The following is a 16,229-nucleotide window of genomic DNA, read 5'->3' on the forward strand; positions in this document are numbered from 1 at the left end:
CGATCTCCCCGACGGGACGAAGGTCGTGACCGTCGAGGTGCCCGTGCGCACGGGCGAAGGGCCGGCGACCTGCGGCTCCCCCATGCTCAGGGAGCTGAGCGGGGCCGGCCGGCAGTGGGATGCGGCGGGCGGGCTCTCCGGCATCCCCTACGACGAGCGTCCGGCGTCATGCGCGCCCGATCGCACCGGCGCCTACACCGTCGTCGTCCCGTTCCTCGTCCCCGACGACGTCTCGGGCCCGCTCGGCCTCGACCTCACGATCGTGCACGAGCTGCCGCGCTTCCTCCGACTCGTCGTCGACGTGCCCTGATGCCACCACCGGTGCGCCGATCAGCGCCCCCACGGTGGCGTCGTACGCGCTGGCGACCAGCACGGTGCGGAGCGGATCGGTGATCGCCAGCACCGCCAGCGCCAGGAGGGAGTCGGCCACGAGCCAGAACGTCCAGAAGTCCTGCGGCCCGATCAGCCGCGTCACGCCCCACTCCAGCATCCGACCGCCCAGGACGAGGAGCGCGTAGAGCAGGACGTATCCGCCGATGAGGATCGGCCCACCCCGCCACATCAGCACGAGAGCGCGCCAGATCGGGCGGAACCGTTCCCCCAGGCCCGATCCGATGTCGGTCAGGCGGCGCCGGAGCAGCTGCGGCAGGGCGCTGTACCGCCCGCGCACGCGCTCCAGGATGCGCGCACGCACCGTGACGCCCTCGGGCGCCACCGCCTGCCCGTAGATCACCCCGGCGATCGTCAGCCAGGCCAGGGGCAGCAGGACGACGCCGCCGATCTCGCCGACCAGCCACTCCACCGCATCCCATGTCCAGGCCACCGGCGACACCATCTCGGCGAGCCACGTGCGCAGATCCGCCAGCCACGCCATGGCCTGACGAGCCTGCACCCACGCGTTCACCTGTCCGAGCACGTCGGAGATGAGCAGCACCGTGAGGAAGACCCACACGGCCTCGAGGTACACCGCTCCCACCGCGAAACAGCGCGGCACCCGTGCGGCCCACTTCTTCCACGCCCACCGGCCGGCGAGGGCGAGCACGATGACGGCGATGGTCCACGGCTCGAATCCGAGCCGGTCGACCGTACCGGCGGTGTCGACGGCCGACACGCCCTCGGCGAAACGCCGTTCCGTCTGCACCTCCAGGGCGCGGGACAGGTACGCCACGACGTCTTCGCGAAGGAACCCCCACGCGGCGTAGACGGCGAAGAACGGCAGGATCGCCGCCAGCAGCGCATCACGGAAGGAGCGCCGGCGGGCGCGTGCGTCGGCGGGAAGAGGCGCGATCGCGCCGAGGCGGACCATGCCCTCGCGCAGTACGAGGAACATCGCCACGAAACCGACCAGGCGCGAGAGGATCGCCAGCGGCAGCAGGAGCAGACCGCCGATCGCGGTGAAGGCCCCGACGAAACCCGCCAGTTCGATGGCGAGGTAACGCCCCAGCATCCCCGCGAGGAACCATGCCAGCAGTGCCGGCCAGTGCGCGACGAGCAGCCGTCCGACCGAGCCGACCACCGCGCGCACGGTCTCACAGTAGCGGCCGGTCTGCCGCCGGGCGCCGCCTCGCCGCGCCCGGGTCCGGCCGAACCGCACGTTCGCCACACATCCGTGCATCCGCGCCATCCTTAATCGGCGCAGTTGCACGGAAGTGGCGCGAACCCGGGATGGTGGCGGAGGGCCGGATCACGTCCGCCCGAGCCGGTTCGCGCAACGGCGCGACGCTCGATTTCCGCCGCCGGGGGGCCGCGCGTAGAGTCTGCCCCATGGAAGCCGAACTGCAGACTGACATCGTCGTCCGTCCGGTGCGGGACGTGGATGCCGAAGCCCTGGGGCGCGTGCACGCGACGTGCTGGCACGAGACCTACGACCACCTGATCAGCAAGGCCGCCCTCGAGCGGGTCTCCCCCAAGCGGATGGCCGAGCTGTGGACCCACTGGGCCGTCCAGGGCCCGGAGTTCACCATGCGCGCCGCGCTGGTCAAGGGCGACATCGTCGGGTTCGCCGGCTCGGGCCCGGCCCGCGACCGCGATGCTCCCCGCAACCGCGAGCTCTACTTCATCTATCTGCTCGACGCGTGGCACGGCACCGGCATCGGCCAGATGCTCTTCGACGCCGTCGTGACCAAGGACGAGCCGCTGTACCTGTGGGTGGCCGAAGACAACCCCCGCGCGCACCGGTTCTACACGCGCAACGGCTTCGCTCTGGACGGGGCATCCCACACCGAGCCGTTCCTCGGCGAGACCCTCACCGAAGTCCGCTTCGTCCGCTGACGTGCTGCAGGTGTGGGCCCTCGAGGGCATCGGGGAGGTCGCGCCGGGCACCGACCTCGTCGAGCTGATCGCCGAGGCCGCCCGCGGGGAGCTGCAGGACGGCGACATCGTCGTGGTCACCTCCAAGATCGTGTCGAAGGCCGAGGACCGCTTCGTCGTGGCCGACGACCGCGAAGCGGCCATCACCGCCGAGACCGTGCGCGTCGTGGCATCCCGTACGTCTCCCACCGGTCATGTCACGCGCATCGTCGAGAACCGGCTCGGCATGGTCTCCGCCGCCGCCGGCGTCGACGCCAGCAACACCCCGCAGGGCACCGTCCTCCTCCTGCCCGAGGATCCGGATGCGTCGGCGCGGGCGCTCGCGGCGGGCCTGCGGGAACGGACCGGCGCCCTCGTGGGGGTACTCATCTCCGACACCCTGGGACGGGCGTGGCGGGAGGGCCAGACCGACGCCGCGATCGGGGCGGGCGGGGTGCAGGTGTTCGAAGACCTGCGGGGCGGCGCCGACGCGGAGGGCCGCCCGCTCGTGGTCACGATGCCGTGCGTGGCCGACGAGCTCGCCTCCGCCGCCGACCTCGTCAAGGGCAAGGCGGCCCGTCTTCCGGTCGCCGTGGTGCGGGGCCGCGCCGACCTCGTCGGCGCGCTCGACCTGCCCGGCGCGCGCGCGATCGTCCGCCCCGCCGAGCGCGACATGTTCCGCCTCGGCGCGGACGAGGCCTACGCCGCCGGTCTCGCCGACGGCGCCGCATCCCGCCTCCCCGACTGAGGCGCCTCGCTCCGGCTCCCTCTCCTTCCTCGCCCCGCCCCGTCCCGAACTCCTCAAGACCGACGCGCCGTCCGCCCGATCGGCCCCTTTTCGGCGGATCGCGGCGCGGATTCGAGGAGTTCGGAACCGGAACCGCCTCCCGGACCTCGGGCGCGGGCACGCCAAGACGGAGAGCAGCCGCGCGCGCCGCGCGGGGCCGCCTCCCCTCCGCCCGGGCCTGTCCCGTCCCGAACTCCTCAAAACCGACGCCGCGGAGGCCCCATCGGCCCGGTTTCGGCGCATCCCGGCACGGATTCGAGGAGATCGGAACCGGCGGCGGCCTCCACTGAGGGCCGGACGAGCGGCACCGGTACCGTAGACCGCGAAAGGCGGTGCGCCGTGCCCGGTCCCCGACGACTCCGGATCGACCCGATCGCTGAAGCCAAGCGGCAGTGGGTCGCCCACGGATGGACCGACGCCGCCCCCGGCATGGCGGCGGTGACCTCGATCATGCGCGCACAGCAGCTCGTGCTCGCCCGCGTGGACGCGGCGCTGCGTCCCTTCGGCCTCACGTTCGCGCGCTACGAGCTCCTCACCCTGCTGCGCCTGTCCCGGAGCGGGCGGATGCCGATGGCCTCCGCATCCGCACGCCTCCAGGTGCATCCCACCAGTGTCACCAACACGGTCGACCGCCTCCAGGCCGGCGGGTACGTCCGGCGCGAGCCACACCCCGAGGACGGTCGCGTCACCCTGATCGTGCTGACCGACAGCGGACGCGAGCTGTCCGAGCAGGCCACCGCGCGACTGAACGAGGAGGTGTTCGCGCAGCCGGGGCTCAGTGCGGAAGACACCGACGAGCTGGTCGCGATTCTCGCCCGCATGCGCAAGGGGGCCGGCGACTTCGACGACCCGCGCCCCCAGCCCGACCCGCTGTAGGCCCGCCTGATCAGCGCCCCGTGAACTCCGGCGAGCGCTTCTCCCGGAAGGCAGCCATGCCCTCCTTCTGATCCTCCGTGGCGAACAGCGACGTGAAGGCGGCGCTCTCGTACCGCAGGCCCGCGCTCAGGGGGGTCTCCAGCGCCGCGTCCAGCGCCGCCTTCGCTGCGTACAGTGACGGCAGCGACTTCGCGGCGATCCCGTCGGCGACCTCTCCCGCGACGGCGAGGAGCTCCCCCGCGGGCACGACGCGGGAGACCAGCCCGGCGCGCTCGGCCTCGTCCGCACCGATCCGGCGCCCGGTGAGCACGAGGTCGGCAGCCTTGTAGTACCCGAGCGCGCGCACCAGGCGCTGCGTGCCTCCCATCCCGGGGATGACCCCGAGCGCGATCTCGGGCTGCCCGAACGCCGCGGTGTCGGCGGCGAGGATGATGTCGCACATGAGCGCGAGTTCGCACCCGCCGCCCAGCGCGTAGCCGGAGACGGCGGCGATGACCGGGGTGCGCACGGCGGCGAACCGGTTCCACGCCCCGAAGTGGTCATCCAGCACCATGTCGACCGAGCTCTTGTCGGCCATCTCCTTGATGTCGGCGCCGGCGGCGAACGCGCGCTCGGATCCGGTGACGACGATCGCACCGACCCCGGGGTCGCGGTCGAATCCCTCGGCGGCCACGACGATTTCGTGCATCGCGCGCGTGTTCAGGGCGTTGAGCGCGTCCGGGCGGTTGAGCGTGATCCACCCGACCCGTCCACGCTGTTCGACGAGGATGGTGTCATAGCTGGTCATGTCGCTCCTTACGCGGCCTCACCGGACCGGATGGTGTGGATGATCCCGGAGAAATCCTGCCCTGCTCCGGGCCCCTCCGCGAACTGCGCGTAGAGCGCCTGGGCCAGCAGCCCCATCTGCGCGTCCACTCCGGTGCGGGCGATGGCGTGGGCGGCGAGCCCCAGGTCTTTCGCCATGAGGGCGCCGGCGAAGCCGGGGCGGTAGTCGTTGTTCGCGGGGCTCGTGGGCACGGGGCCGGGCACGGGACAGTTCGTCGTGAGCGCCCAGCACTGCCCCGACGCGTTCGCGGCGACCTCGAAGAGCGCCTCGTGCGACAGGCCCAGCCGCTCCCCGAGCACGAAGGCCTCGGCCACCACGATCTGGCTCACGCCCAGGATCATGTTGTTGCACACCTTCGCCGCCTGGCCGAGGCCAGGTCCGCCGCAGTGCACGATGCGCCGCCCCATCCGTTCCAGCAGCGGGCGGGCTTCCTCGAGGTCGGCCTCGTCGCCGCCGACCATGAACGCCAGAGTCGCGTTCTCGGCGCCGACGACCCCGCCCGACACCGGGGCGTCGAGGCTGCGATGCCCGGCGGCCTCGGCGAGCGCGTGCGCGGCACGCGCGTCGTCGACGGCGATCGTGGAGCAGTCCACGAACAGCGTGCCCGGCCGGGCGGACTGCAGGAGTCCGGCGGAATCCTCCGACCCGCGATAGGCGGCGAGCACGTGGCGTCCCTCGGGGAACATCGTGATCACCACGTCGGCGGATGCGGCGGCCTCGGCGCCCGACGCCGCTGCCGGCAGCCCCGCCTCCCGGCCGGCGTCCAGCGCGGCGGGGACCACGTCGAACACCACGACCTCATGTCCCGCGGATGCGAGGTTGCGGGCCATCGGCAGCCCCATGTGTCCCAAGCCCAGGAATGCGATCCTCATCGTGCGGTCTCCTTCGTGCGATCGGTCACGTGGCGACGAGGTGCCGGCCGATGATCACGCGCATGATCTCGTTCGTGCCCTCGAGGATCTGGTGCACCCGCAGGTCGCGGACCACCTTCTCGATCCCGTAGTCGTGCAGATAGCCGTATCCGCCGTGCAGCTGGAGCGCGGCGTTGGCGACGCGGAACCCGGTGTCGGTGGCGAAGCGCTTGGCCATCGCGCACCGCACAGATGCATCCGGAGCCTTGGCGTCGACGGATGCCGCGGCGTCGAGCACCATCGTTCGCGCGGCGTACAGATCGGTGGCCATGTCGGCGAGGGTGAACACGACCGACTGCCGCTCATCCAGCGGCTCACCGAAGGCCGAGCGCTCGTGAACATAGCGCGTCGCCCGCTCCAGCGCCCACTGCGCGCCGCCGAGGGAGCAGGCGGCGATGTTGAGCCGCCCGCCGTCCAGCCCCGACATCGCGATGGCGAACCCCTGCCCCTCCCCGCCGAGGAGGTCCTCTGCGCGGACGCGCACACCGTCGAAGACGACCTGCCGCGTGGGTTGGGCGTTCCACCCCATCTTCTTCTCGTTCGCCCCGAAGGAGAGACCCGGAGCGTCGGCGCGCACGAGGAACGCGCTGATGCCGCGTGCCCCCGGTCCGCCCGTGCGGGCCATCACGACGTAGACGGCCGCCTCGCCTGCTCCCGAGATGAACTGCTTCACGCCGGTGATCACGAAGCCGTCGCCGTCGCGGACTGCGGTCGTGGTGATGGCCGCCGCATCCGACCCCGCGCCCGGCTCAGTGAGGCAGTAGCTGCCGAATCCCGTCATGCCCGTCAGCTGCGGCAGCCATTCCTGGCGTTGCGCGTCGGTGCCGTAGGCATCGATCATCCACGCGACCATGTTGTGGATCGAGATGTAGGCGGCCACGGCGGGATCGCCCTTGGCCAGCTCCTCGAAGATGAGGGCCGTGTCGGCGCGGCTCAGGGCACTCCCGCCGACGTCCTCGCGGACGTAGATGCCGCCCAGCCCGAGCTCGCCGGCACGGCGGAGGGCGTCGCGGGGGAAGTGCTTGCGTTCGTCCCACTCCAGCGCGTGCGGCGCGAGCTCGGCCTCCGCGAAATCCCGGACCGCCGCGACAATGGCGGCACGCTCCTCGGGATCCATGGGTTCGGTGGGCAGGGCGGTGGTGGTCATCGGATTCACGTCCTTGTGGGAGAACCTGCGGGCGTCGGCGCGGGGTGGTGCGCGACGCCCTCACTTTAGCTGGACGCCCTACGAGTCGCTAGGGCTCCGAAGTGTTTCTCCGCCGACGCACGCAAGCCTCAGGACCGTTCATCGTCGGCGAGCGCGGGGACGCTCGGGAACCGTCGCGCAGCGGGTGTCACCCGCTCCCCCCGGCACGCAGCCGGGGGGAGCGGTCGGGCTCATCGGCCGCTGACCTTGCCGAACAGCCGCGCGATGGGCGCCAGCACGAGCGGCCGCGCCGCGATCCAGGCGGCGGCCATGACGACCACCGAGCCGATGAAGATCCAGAATCCGGTCCAGTTGTCCGCGTACGCGTTCGGGTCCACCGATCCCTGCGCCGCGTACATGTGGTTCAGGTTGCGCAGCGCCCCCGTGGCGAACACCAGCGCGACGTGCGCGACGATGAACACCACGAAGTAGATCATGACGGGGAAGTGGATGCGCCGAGCCCACTCGAGCGGATACAGGCGGTTCAGCGTGGTCGCGTCCTTCGGCCAGATGCCGCTCATCCGCACGCCGGTCAGGGCCGCCAGGGGCGCGGCCACGAAGACCGTCGTGAAGTAGGCGATCTGCTGCAGGGCGTTGTAGTTGACCCATCCGTTCTCGGTGGGCCAGTCCAGCGACACGTACTGCAGCGCCGCCGAGACGGCGTTGGGGAAGACCTCCCACGAGGTGGGGATGATGCGCATCCACTGCCCGGAGACGAACAGCAGGATGACGAACACCACGCCGTTCACGAGCCACAGGATGTCCAGCGACTGGTGGAACCACAGTGCGAGGCTGATCTTGCGCTTGGAGTTGCCGCGCGGCGACCAGAACACGCTCGGCCGCTTCTCCCGGCGCACCTGCAGTCCCGATCGGATGATGAGGATGATCAGGAACGCGTTGAAGAAGTGCTGCCATCCCAGCCACGCCGGGAACCCGACGGGGGCGCCCTCGGGAAGGTGGTATTCGCCCGGGTACTGCGCCAGGAAGCCCTCGCCCCACTGCGTCGACAGCAGCCACCGCACGAGAGCGACGGCCATTCCCGCGGCGATGAGCAGACCGGCACCGAGCACGACGACGGCGCCGGCCCACTGCAAGCGCGTGAAAGGCCCGTAGCGCCGGGGCTCCGCACGCTCCGCGGCCCGAGGAGCGGATGCGGCGGCTCCCGGCCACACCGCCGGTGTGAAGGGCAGCGGTGCGCGCGGCCCGGAGGGCACCGGCACGGCGGCCTCGGCCGAGGCGGCAGGGGGCTGCTCGGAGACGACCGCCGCCACCGCATCCGGGTCCGCCTCGGCGGCGGGGGCGGAGGTCGGGGCGAACCCGGCGGGCGGCCAGGGCTCGCCGCCGGCTACGCGCGGCAGCCCTCGGCGCAGTGCGACGCCGTCACCGGCCGCTGCAGCGGCGACGGGAGGAGCGGACGGACGCGCCGATGCGTGTGCGGCGGGGCTCTCCGCCGCGGCGGAGGACTGCGGCGCCGGCTCGGCGGAAGCGTGCGGGGAGGCGACGGTGGCCTGCGCTGCAGGGACGGCGGCGTCGGCCGGAGGCCACGGCTCGCCGCCGGGCACGCGCGGGAGCCCCCGGCGCACCTGAGGCCGTGACGCGGTCGTCCGGGCCGGCGCCGTGGCGGCGTCGTTCACTGCGGGAGCGGCCCGCTCGACGGCGGGCGCCGGCACCTCGACCGCGGCCGGCGCGGACGCGGCTGTGGAAGTCGGGGGCGCGTCGGGTCCGTCAGCCGTGACCGCCACGACGTCGGCGGGCGGCCACGGGTCGCCCCCGGCCACGCGCGGCAGGCCGCGGCGCACCGATCTCGCGTACGTCGCCATGTGCGCGCCTACTTCTTCTTCGCCTCGAGCGCCGCGATCAGCTGCGGCACGACGGTGAAGACGTCGCCGACGACGCCGAAGTCGGCGATCTCGAAGATCGGCGCATCCCCGTCCTTGTTGATCGCCACGATCGTCTTCGCCGTCTGCATCCCCGCCTTGTGCTGGATGGCGCCGGAGATGCCGAGGGCGATGTAGAGCTGCGGCGACACCGAGACGCCGGTCTGCCCGACCTGGTAGGAGTGCGGCACGTAGCCGGCATCCACCGCCGCGCGCGAGGCGCCCACGGCGGCTCCGAGGGCGTCGGCCAGCTGATCGACCAGCTCGAACTTCTCCTTCGAGCCGAGTCCGCGGCCGCCCGCGACGACCTTGGCGGCGCCGCGGAGCTCCGGCCGGGTGGAGGTCGCCTGCACCTGGTCGAAGGATTCGACCGTGGCGGAGGGGGCGCCGGCCGGTGCCACCTCGAGCGGCACCGCGTTCAGCGGCTGCGCCTCAGCTCGCGCGTCGATCGCGCCCTGGCGCACCGTGATGACCGGCGCGCCGAAGGTGACGGCGGAATCGACGTTGTACGCGCCGCCGTAGACGGAGTGGTGCGCCACGATGCCCTCGTCGTCGCGTGAGACGCCGACGGCGTCGGCGGCGATCCCGGAGCGTGTGCGTGCGGCGAACCGTCCGGCGATGTCGCGCCCCTCGATGGAATTGGACACGAGGATCGCGTCCGGACGGACGAGCCCGGCCGCCGCGACGAGCGCGTCGACCGCCGGCGCCGAGAGGACGCTCGTGTCGCCGGTCGCCGTGAGCACCGTGTGTGCGCCGAGGGAGGCGGCCTGCTCGGCGGCCGCGGAGAGCAGCTCGGGCGTGGTCACGACGACGGCCACGGGGGTGCCGACACCCGAGGCCGCGCCCAGAAGTCCTGCGGCACTCTTGGCGAGCTCGCCCGAGGGCATGACGTCGACCATGACGAGGATGGAATCCGCTGCGAAATCAGTCATCTCGATGCCTCTCACACCAGGCGGTTCGACGCCAGGAAGTCGGCCAGCTTCTCGCCGGCGTCGCCCTCGTCGGTGATCTTCACGCCCGCCTCGCGCGGGGGCTTCTCCGAGACGGCGATCATGATGGATCGCGCTGCACCCGGGTCCATCGGGTCGACCTCGAGGTCGGCCAGCGACAGCGTCTCGAAGGGCTTCTTCTTGGCGGCCATGATGCCCTTGAAGTTGGGGAAGCGCGCGTCGGGAAGGGCTTCGGTGATCGAGATCACCGCCGGCAACGGTGCCGACACCGTCATGGTGCCCGCGTCGGAGGCGCGCGCGCCGCGCACGACGTCCTCGCCGATCTCCACCGAGCTCAGCGCCGTCAGATGCGGCACCTGCAGCAGTTCGGCGAGCATCGCCGGCACGACACCGCCCGTGCCGTCGGTGGACTGGTTCCCCGCGACCACGAGATCGAACCCGGTCCGCTTCACCGCGGCCGCGAGAACCTCGGCGGTCAGGCCCATATCTGCGCCCCGCAGACCCTCATCCACGACCTGCACGGCGGATCCGGCACCCATGGCCAGGCCCTTCCGGACCGTCGCCTGCGCGCTTTCGGGCGCCATCGACAGGACGACCACCTCGGTGCCGGCGTTCTTGTCCGCGAACGACAGCGCCACCTCCAGTGCGCGCTCGCCGATCTCGTCCAGCACGCTCTCGCTCGCTGCTCGATCGGCCAGACCCGTCTCCAGAGAGAGCTTGCGGTCCCCGTAGGTATCCGGGACTTCCTTGACCAGGACGACGATCCTCATGTCATCTCCTCACGATGCTTCGAGTCTACGGCGCGGAACGCAATGTACCCAATCCGGCGCCTGCGCGGTTCACCCGGGCACTCACACCGCGTTTATGTATACATACCGTGGCGCGCACGCGGCGGCATGTCGACCCCTGGTCTCGCGGTGGCGGCTCAGCCGTCCCACCGGCGGAGCAGAGCCGCGAGGGCCTGGCCTCCCCCGATGCACATCGTGACGACGGCGTATTCGAGGTCGCGGCGGTGCAGATCCATCGCCGCGCGCAGGGTGAGGATCGCGGCCGTCGCGCCGACCGGGTGACCGAGGGCGATTGCGCCGCCGTACGGGTTCGTCTTCGCCGGGTCCAGTCCCGCATCGCGGATGACGGCGATGGCCTGCGATGCGAAGGCCTCGTTGAGCTCGATGACGTCCACATCGCTCGGCGAGAGACCGGTCTGCTGCCACAGCCGATCCAGCGCGATCACGGGCGCATAGCCCATGATCTCCGGCTCGATGCCTGCCGTCACGACCGCCTCGATCGTGGCGAGGCCGCTCAGGCCGCGCTCGCGGGCGTCCGACTCGCGCAGGAGCACCGTCGCGGCGGCACCGTCGTTGATGCCGGAGGAGTTGCCCGCCGTGACGCTGCCACCCTCCTCGAATGCCGCACGCAGCCCGGCGAGCACCTCGACCGTCGTGCCCGGGCGGGGATGCTCGTCGACGGAGACCTCGACGGGGCGGCGACCGCCCGTGGTGACCGGCACGATCTCCTCCGCGAACGCCGCACGCGCCGCATCCGATGCCGCCCGTCGCTGGCTCTCCACTGCGAACTCGTCCTGCGCCTGCCGGCTCACCCCGTAGCGCGTCGCCACCGTCTCGGCGGTGGTGCCCATGTGCCGGCCGCTGAAGGGGTCGGTGAGGATGGCGAGCGTACCGTCGAGGAGCTTCCGGTCGCCCAGCCGCGCGTTGGACCGCGCCTGGAAGTCGAGGAACGGCGTGCGCGACATGCTCTCGTCGCCGCCGGCGACGACGACGTCGACGCCGCCCCACAAGAGCTCCTGCGCGCCCGACCAGATGGCCTGCAGGCCCGATCCGCACAGGCGGTTGACCGTGAACGCGGGGATACGCGGGTGCAGGCCCGCGGCGAGCGCGACGCGCCGCGCGTTGTACGCGTCGGGACCGTTCTGGGCGATGCATCCCATCACGACTTCGCCGACATCCTCGCCGGAGACGCCTGCCCGCGCGAGCGCCGCCGTGACCGCCGTCGCGCCCAGCTCGTGCGCCGGCACGCTCGACAGCGACCCGGCGAAGCTGCCGACGGGCGTGCGGGCGCCGGCGAGGATCACGACTTTCTCGGTCATCAGCCCGCCGCTTCCTCCGCGCGCTCGGCGACCTCGATCACCGCGGTGTCGGGGACGTACCCCTGGATGTGCCGCTCGTCGGGCCCGTTGTACTCCGACAGCGGGCGGATGAGGGCGTTGGCGGCCTGCTGCTCCATGATGTGCGCGGTCCAGCCGGTGATGCGGGCCGCGACGAACAACGGCGTGAAGGTGAGGATGTCGAAACCGATGAGGTCGTACGCGGGGCCCGACGGGTAGTCGAGGTTCGGGTAGATCCCCTTGCGCTCGACGAACTCCCGCTCCAGGGCGTCGTACAGCTCGGCAACGTCGGGGCGGTCGTAGTGGGCGACGAGGGTCTCCAGCGCCGCCTTCATCGTGGGCACCCGCGAGTCGCCGCGCTTGTACACGCGGTGCCCGAAGCCCATGATCTTGCGCTTCTCGGCGAGCGCGGCATCCAGCCACGGCACGACGTTCTCAGCCGTGCCGATCTCCTCGAAGATGTGCAGCACGGCCTCGTTGGCCCCGCCGTGCAGAGGACCTTTCAGCGCACCGATGGCGCCCACGACGGCGGAGTACAGGTCGCTGAGGGTCGAGGTGATGACGCGCGCGGTGAAGGTGGAGGCGTTGAAGGAGTGCTCGGCGTAGAGGATCATCGAGCGGTTGAACGCATCGACGACCACTGTGTCGGACTCCTCGCCGAAGGTCTGCCACAGGAAGTTCGCGGCGTAGTCGAGGTCGTCGCGGGGCTCGACGAGCTCCAGTCCCCGGCGCCGGCGCTGGCCATAGGCGACGATCGCGGGCAGCTGGGCGAACAGGCGGATGCTGCGATCCAGGTTCTCCTCGGGAGTGCCCACCGCGTCCATCACGTTGGCGATGCCGGCGGTGCCCTGCGCCCCGATGACGCTGACGGCGGTGCGCACCTCGTCCATCGGGTGCGCGCTGGTCGGCAGCAGGTCGATCGCGGCCTTGACGTCGGGATGCAGCGCCCGATGCTGCCGCTCCGTGGCGCGCAGTTCCGCGAGCTGCTCGTCGGTGGGCAGCTCACCGTGCCACAGCAGGTACGCCACCGCCTCGAAGGGCTGCGTCGCCGCGAGCTCGTGCACGGGGTAGCCGCGGTAGAGCAGGCTGTTGGTCTCCGGGTTGACCTTGCTGACCGCCGTGTAGTCCACGACGACGCCGGCGAGGCCCTTCTTGATGTCGGTGTCGGTCATTGCCGTTCCTTAGAGGATGCCGCGTCAGCGGGCGACGGTGAAGTTGAACACGCTCGTGTCGAAGTGGTTGTAGCCCTCGTAGTCCATCAGGTCGTAGAGATCTGCGCGATGCTGCATCTCGTCGAGTTTCGACGTGAGATGGCCCTCGTCGACGAGCGTGTCCAGCGCGCGTTCGGCCGCCCCCATCGCCATGCGCAGCAGCGACACCGGCCAGATGACGATGTTCACGCCGACATCACGCAGCTGGTCGACCGAGAACAGGTCGCTCTTGCCGAACTCGGTCATGTTGGCCAGGATCGGCACGTCCACCGCCGCGCGCACCGCGGCGAACTCCTCCAGGGACCGCATCGCCTCCGGGAAGATCGCGTCCGCGCCGGCGTCCACGAGCGCCTTGGCGCGGTCGATCGCCGCATCCAGTCCGTCCACGGCGCGGATGTCGGTGCGTGCCATGATGAGGAAGTTCGGGTCGCGCCGCGCGTCGACGGCGGCGCGGATCCGCTTGACGGCGGTGTCGGCATCCACCACCGCCTTGCCGTCGAGGTGGCCGCACCGCTTGGGGTTCACCTGGTCCTCGATGTGCGTGCCGGCAAGGCCCGCGTCCTCGAGCGTCTGGATCGTGCGCGCGAGGTTCATCGGCTCGCCGAACCCGGTGTCGGCGTCGATGATGGCGGGGAGCTCCGTCATGCGGGCGATCTGCTGCCCGCGGCCGGCGACCTCGGTGAGCGTGGTGAGGCCGATGTCGGGCAGCCCGAGGTCGGCGGAGAGCACGGCGCCGGAGATGTAGACGCCCTCGAAGCCCTTCCGCTCGATGAGGCGGGCCGAGAGCGGGTTGAACGCCCCCGGGAACCGCAGCAGCTCACCCGTGGCGAGCCGCTCGCGGAAGAGGCGGCGCTTCTCGGCCGCCGGTGTCTGCGCGTACAGCATCAGCGTTCTCCTTCGTCAGGTTCAGAATTCAGGAGACACGCCGCGACGACGCCGCTCCGGGGCATCCGGCGGCCGGTTTCTCCTGAATTCTGAACGGGGCGGGGCATCAGAACAGCCCCTTTGGTGCGGGCGCCATCGCGAGCACGCCGGGCTTGGCGGTGATGTTCAGCTGCAGCACCTCGGCCGCGGTGAGCTCGGGAAGGCGCTGGGCGAGGTCGAGGAAGCGCTCGATCTCCTCCGGCAGCAGCACCGGCTCGGCCAGCAGCCGGAACTTGCGGACGTAGTCCTCCCGCGCGAACGGGCGGGCGCCGAGGGGGTGGGCGTCGGCGACGGCGATCTCGTCCTCGATCGTCGTCCCATCGGCCAGCGTGATCACGACGCGGCCGCCGAAGGCCTTCTGGTTCGGATCCTCCGAGTGGTAGCGGCGCGTCCACTCCGCGTCCTCGGCGGTGGTGACCTTGTGCCACAGCTCGACGGTGTCCAGGCGCCCCGCGCGCTCGGGGGCGTACGAGTGGACGTGGTGCCACGCCCCGTCCTGCAGGGCGACGGTGAAGATGTACGGGATGGAGTGGTCGAGGGTCTCGCGCGAGGCCGTCGGGTCGTACTTCTGCGGGTCGCCGGCACCGGAGCCGATCACGTAGTGCGTGTGGTGGCTGGTGTGCAGCACGATCGAGGCCACGTTCGCGGGATCGCGGAGCTCGGGATGCTCCGCCCCGAGGCGGCGCGCGAGGTCGATCCACGCCTGCGCCTGGTACTCCGCGGAGTGCTCCTTCGTGTACGAGTCGAGGATGCCGCGCTTGGACTCGCCCTCACCGGGGAGGGGCACGTCGTACGCCGCGTCCTTGCCGTCCAGCAGCCACGCGATGACGCCGTCTTCACCCTCGTAGATGGGCGAGGGACTGGTCTCGCCGCGCATCGCGCGGTCCACGGCCTCGACCGCCATCTTCCCGGCGAACGCCGGCGCGTGCGCCTTCCACGTGGAGATCTCGCCCTTGCGCGACTGCCGCGTCGCGGTGGTGGTGTGCAGCGCCTGGCCGACGGCCTGGTAGATCGTCTCGATGTCCAGGCCCAGCAGCGTCCCGATGCCGGCCGCCGCCGAGGGGCCGAGGTGGGCGACGTGGTCGATCTTGTGCTTGTGCAGCGAGATCGCGCGGACGAGGTCGATCTGGATCTCGTAGCCGGTGGCCAGGCCCCGCAGCAGCGCGGCGCCGTCACGGCCGGTGTGCTGGGCGACGGCGAGGATCGGCGGGATGTTGTCGCCGGGGTGGGAGTACTCCGCGGCCAGGAAGGTGTCGTGGTAGTCCAGCTCGCGCACGGCGACGCCGTTGGCCCATGCCGCCCACTCGGGGCTCGTGCGCCGCTCGAGTGCGCATCCGAAGACGGTGGCGCCGACGCCGCCGATCGAGACGGGGTGGTCCAGGGCCTGCTGACGGGCGGCGCTGACCGGGCGGCGGCTGAGGGATGCCGCGGCCACGGCGGCGTTGTCGATGACGCGGTTGATGATCATGTCGGCGACGTCTTCGTCGACGGCGACCTCGTCGGTCGCCACGCGCGCGATCGCCCACGCCAGCTGCCCCTCGCGGGGAAGGTCCTCGTCGCTGCGGTGCACGCGAACGTGGTGGGTGATGGTCATGGCTGTTCCTCCGGGAGGGACTCGAGGATGGTGGTCAGAGCGTTGTGCAGGTGCACGTGGGTCGCGTGCGCGGCGAGGTCGGCGTCGCCGGCGGCGATGGCGCTCGCGATGAGTTCATGCTCGCGCGCCGATTCGCGCAGGCGTACGGGGTTGTCCCGCGCCATCCGCCGCACCCGCACGAGGTGCGTGCGCACCGTGCGCAGGGCGGAGGTCAGGTAGTCGTTGACGACGGCCGCGTCGATCGCCGCGTCGAAGCGGGCGATGAGGGCGTAGTAGGCGTCGGCCCGGTCCGAGGGTTCGGCGGCGGCGAACTCCGCCGCGAGGGCGGTGAACGCGGATCGGTCGGGAGTCGAAGCGGCGAGCCGCGCAGCCATCTCCTCAAGGGCACGGCGCACGGTGAACAGTGCCCGGATGTCATCGGCGTCGATGCCGGCGACGACGGTGACGCGCGGCGAGGCCTGCTCCACGAGACCGTCGGCGGCGAGACGCCCGAGGGCCTCTCGCAACGGCGTGCGGCTCACGCCGAGTCGCGTCGCCTGCTCGACCTCTGCGAGAACCGCACCGGGGGGCAGCGCACCGGACTGGATCTCGTCAAGGAGCGTCGCGTAGGCGCGGTCACTGGCCCGCATGGCTGCTCCTTCGGCGATCATCTGAACTCCAGTGTATACACCGA

At 71.5% G+C, this 16,229-nt stretch carries 15 protein-coding genes; 3 read left to right on the forward strand and 12 right to left on the reverse strand.

The window, feature by feature from the left end:
- Positions 1–166 precede the first annotated feature (166 nt).
- Positions 167–1,525: a hypothetical protein gene (locus tag E4K62_RS16870; protein ID WP_240742741.1), complete on the reverse strand. Its 1,359-nt coding sequence runs from the start codon at positions 1,523–1,525 to the stop codon at positions 167–169.
- A 239-nt stretch (positions 1,526–1,764) separates the two neighbouring features.
- Here E4K62_RS16870 and E4K62_RS16875 point away from each other — a divergent pair, with 239 nt between their 5' ends.
- The 3 genes from E4K62_RS16875 to E4K62_RS16885 all read left to right on the forward strand — a co-directional run bounded on the left by E4K62_RS16875 (position 1,765) and on the right by E4K62_RS16885 (position 3,952).
- Positions 1,765–2,271: a GNAT family N-acetyltransferase gene (locus E4K62_RS16875; protein WP_135069719.1), complete on the forward strand. Its 507-nt coding sequence runs from the start codon at positions 1,765–1,767 to the stop codon at positions 2,269–2,271.
- A gap of 1 nt (position 2,272) precedes the next feature.
- Positions 2,273–3,037: a coenzyme F420-0:L-glutamate ligase gene (cofE, locus tag E4K62_RS16880; protein ID WP_135069722.1), complete on the forward strand. Its 765-nt coding sequence runs from the start codon at positions 2,273–2,275 to the stop codon at positions 3,035–3,037.
- 378 nt (positions 3,038–3,415) lie between these two features.
- Positions 3,416–3,952, forward strand: a complete 537-nt coding sequence (locus E4K62_RS16885; protein ID WP_135069725.1) for a MarR family winged helix-turn-helix transcriptional regulator — start codon at positions 3,416–3,418, stop codon at positions 3,950–3,952.
- Between the two features lie 10 nt (positions 3,953–3,962).
- On the opposite strand, the gene E4K62_RS16890 is transcribed toward E4K62_RS16885, so the two are convergent.
- The 11 genes from E4K62_RS16890 to E4K62_RS16940 form a co-directional block, all read right to left on the reverse strand.
- Positions 3,963–4,739: an enoyl-CoA hydratase-related protein gene (locus E4K62_RS16890; RefSeq protein ID WP_135069728.1), complete on the reverse strand. Its 777-nt coding sequence runs from the start codon at positions 4,737–4,739 to the stop codon at positions 3,963–3,965.
- An 8-nt stretch (positions 4,740–4,747) separates the two neighbouring features.
- Positions 4,748–5,650 (reverse strand): 3-hydroxyisobutyrate dehydrogenase, encoded by a 903-nt coding sequence (gene mmsB, locus E4K62_RS16895; RefSeq protein WP_135069731.1) that lies wholly within the window; start codon positions 5,648–5,650, stop codon positions 4,748–4,750.
- A 25-nt stretch (positions 5,651–5,675) separates the two neighbouring features.
- Positions 5,676–6,836, reverse strand: a complete 1,161-nt coding sequence (locus E4K62_RS16900) for an acyl-CoA dehydrogenase family protein (protein ID WP_135069734.1) — start codon at positions 6,834–6,836, stop codon at positions 5,676–5,678.
- Positions 6,837–7,066: 230 nt separating this feature from the next.
- Positions 7,067–8,695, reverse strand: coding sequence for a cytochrome b/b6 domain-containing protein (locus tag E4K62_RS16905; protein WP_135069737.1), 1,629 nt, complete (start codon positions 8,693–8,695; stop codon positions 7,067–7,069).
- Between the two features lie 8 nt (positions 8,696–8,703).
- A complete protein-coding gene (locus tag E4K62_RS16910) occupies positions 8,704–9,684 on the reverse strand; it encodes an electron transfer flavoprotein subunit alpha/FixB family protein (RefSeq protein WP_135069739.1) in 981 nt (326 codons plus the stop codon).
- An 11-nt stretch (positions 9,685–9,695) separates the two neighbouring features.
- On the reverse strand, positions 9,696–10,472 hold the full coding sequence (locus E4K62_RS16915) for an electron transfer flavoprotein subunit beta/FixA family protein (protein WP_135069742.1): 777 nt from the start codon (positions 10,470–10,472) through the stop codon (positions 9,696–9,698).
- Positions 10,473–10,627: 155 nt separating this feature from the next.
- Positions 10,628–11,809: a thiolase family protein gene (locus tag E4K62_RS16920; RefSeq protein WP_135069745.1), complete on the reverse strand. Its 1,182-nt coding sequence runs from the start codon at positions 11,807–11,809 to the stop codon at positions 10,628–10,630.
- Positions 11,809–12,999 carry a bifunctional 2-methylcitrate synthase/citrate synthase gene (locus tag E4K62_RS16925; protein WP_135069748.1) on the reverse strand — a complete coding sequence of 397 codons (1,191 nt, stop codon included), beginning with the start codon at positions 12,997–12,999 and terminating at the stop codon, positions 11,809–11,811. The genes E4K62_RS16920 and E4K62_RS16925 overlap by 1 nt, the downstream gene beginning before the upstream one ends.
- Before the next feature lie 24 nt (positions 13,000–13,023).
- Positions 13,024–13,923, reverse strand: a complete 900-nt coding sequence (gene prpB, locus E4K62_RS16930; RefSeq protein ID WP_135069751.1) for a methylisocitrate lyase — start codon at positions 13,921–13,923, stop codon at positions 13,024–13,026.
- 106 nt (positions 13,924–14,029) lie between these two features.
- Positions 14,030–15,556 (reverse strand): MmgE/PrpD family protein, encoded by a 1,527-nt coding sequence (locus tag E4K62_RS16935; RefSeq protein ID WP_135069754.1) that lies wholly within the window; start codon positions 15,554–15,556, stop codon positions 14,030–14,032.
- Positions 15,553–16,185: a GntR family transcriptional regulator gene (locus E4K62_RS16940; RefSeq protein WP_135069757.1), complete on the reverse strand. Its 633-nt coding sequence runs from the start codon at positions 16,183–16,185 to the stop codon at positions 15,553–15,555. Before E4K62_RS16940 ends, E4K62_RS16935 begins: the two co-directional genes overlap by 4 nt.
- Positions 16,186–16,229: the final 44 nt, after the last annotated feature.

The organism is Microbacterium wangchenii, assembly GCF_004564355.1.
Classification (GTDB): domain Bacteria; phylum Actinomycetota; class Actinomycetes; order Actinomycetales; family Microbacteriaceae; genus Microbacterium; species Microbacterium wangchenii.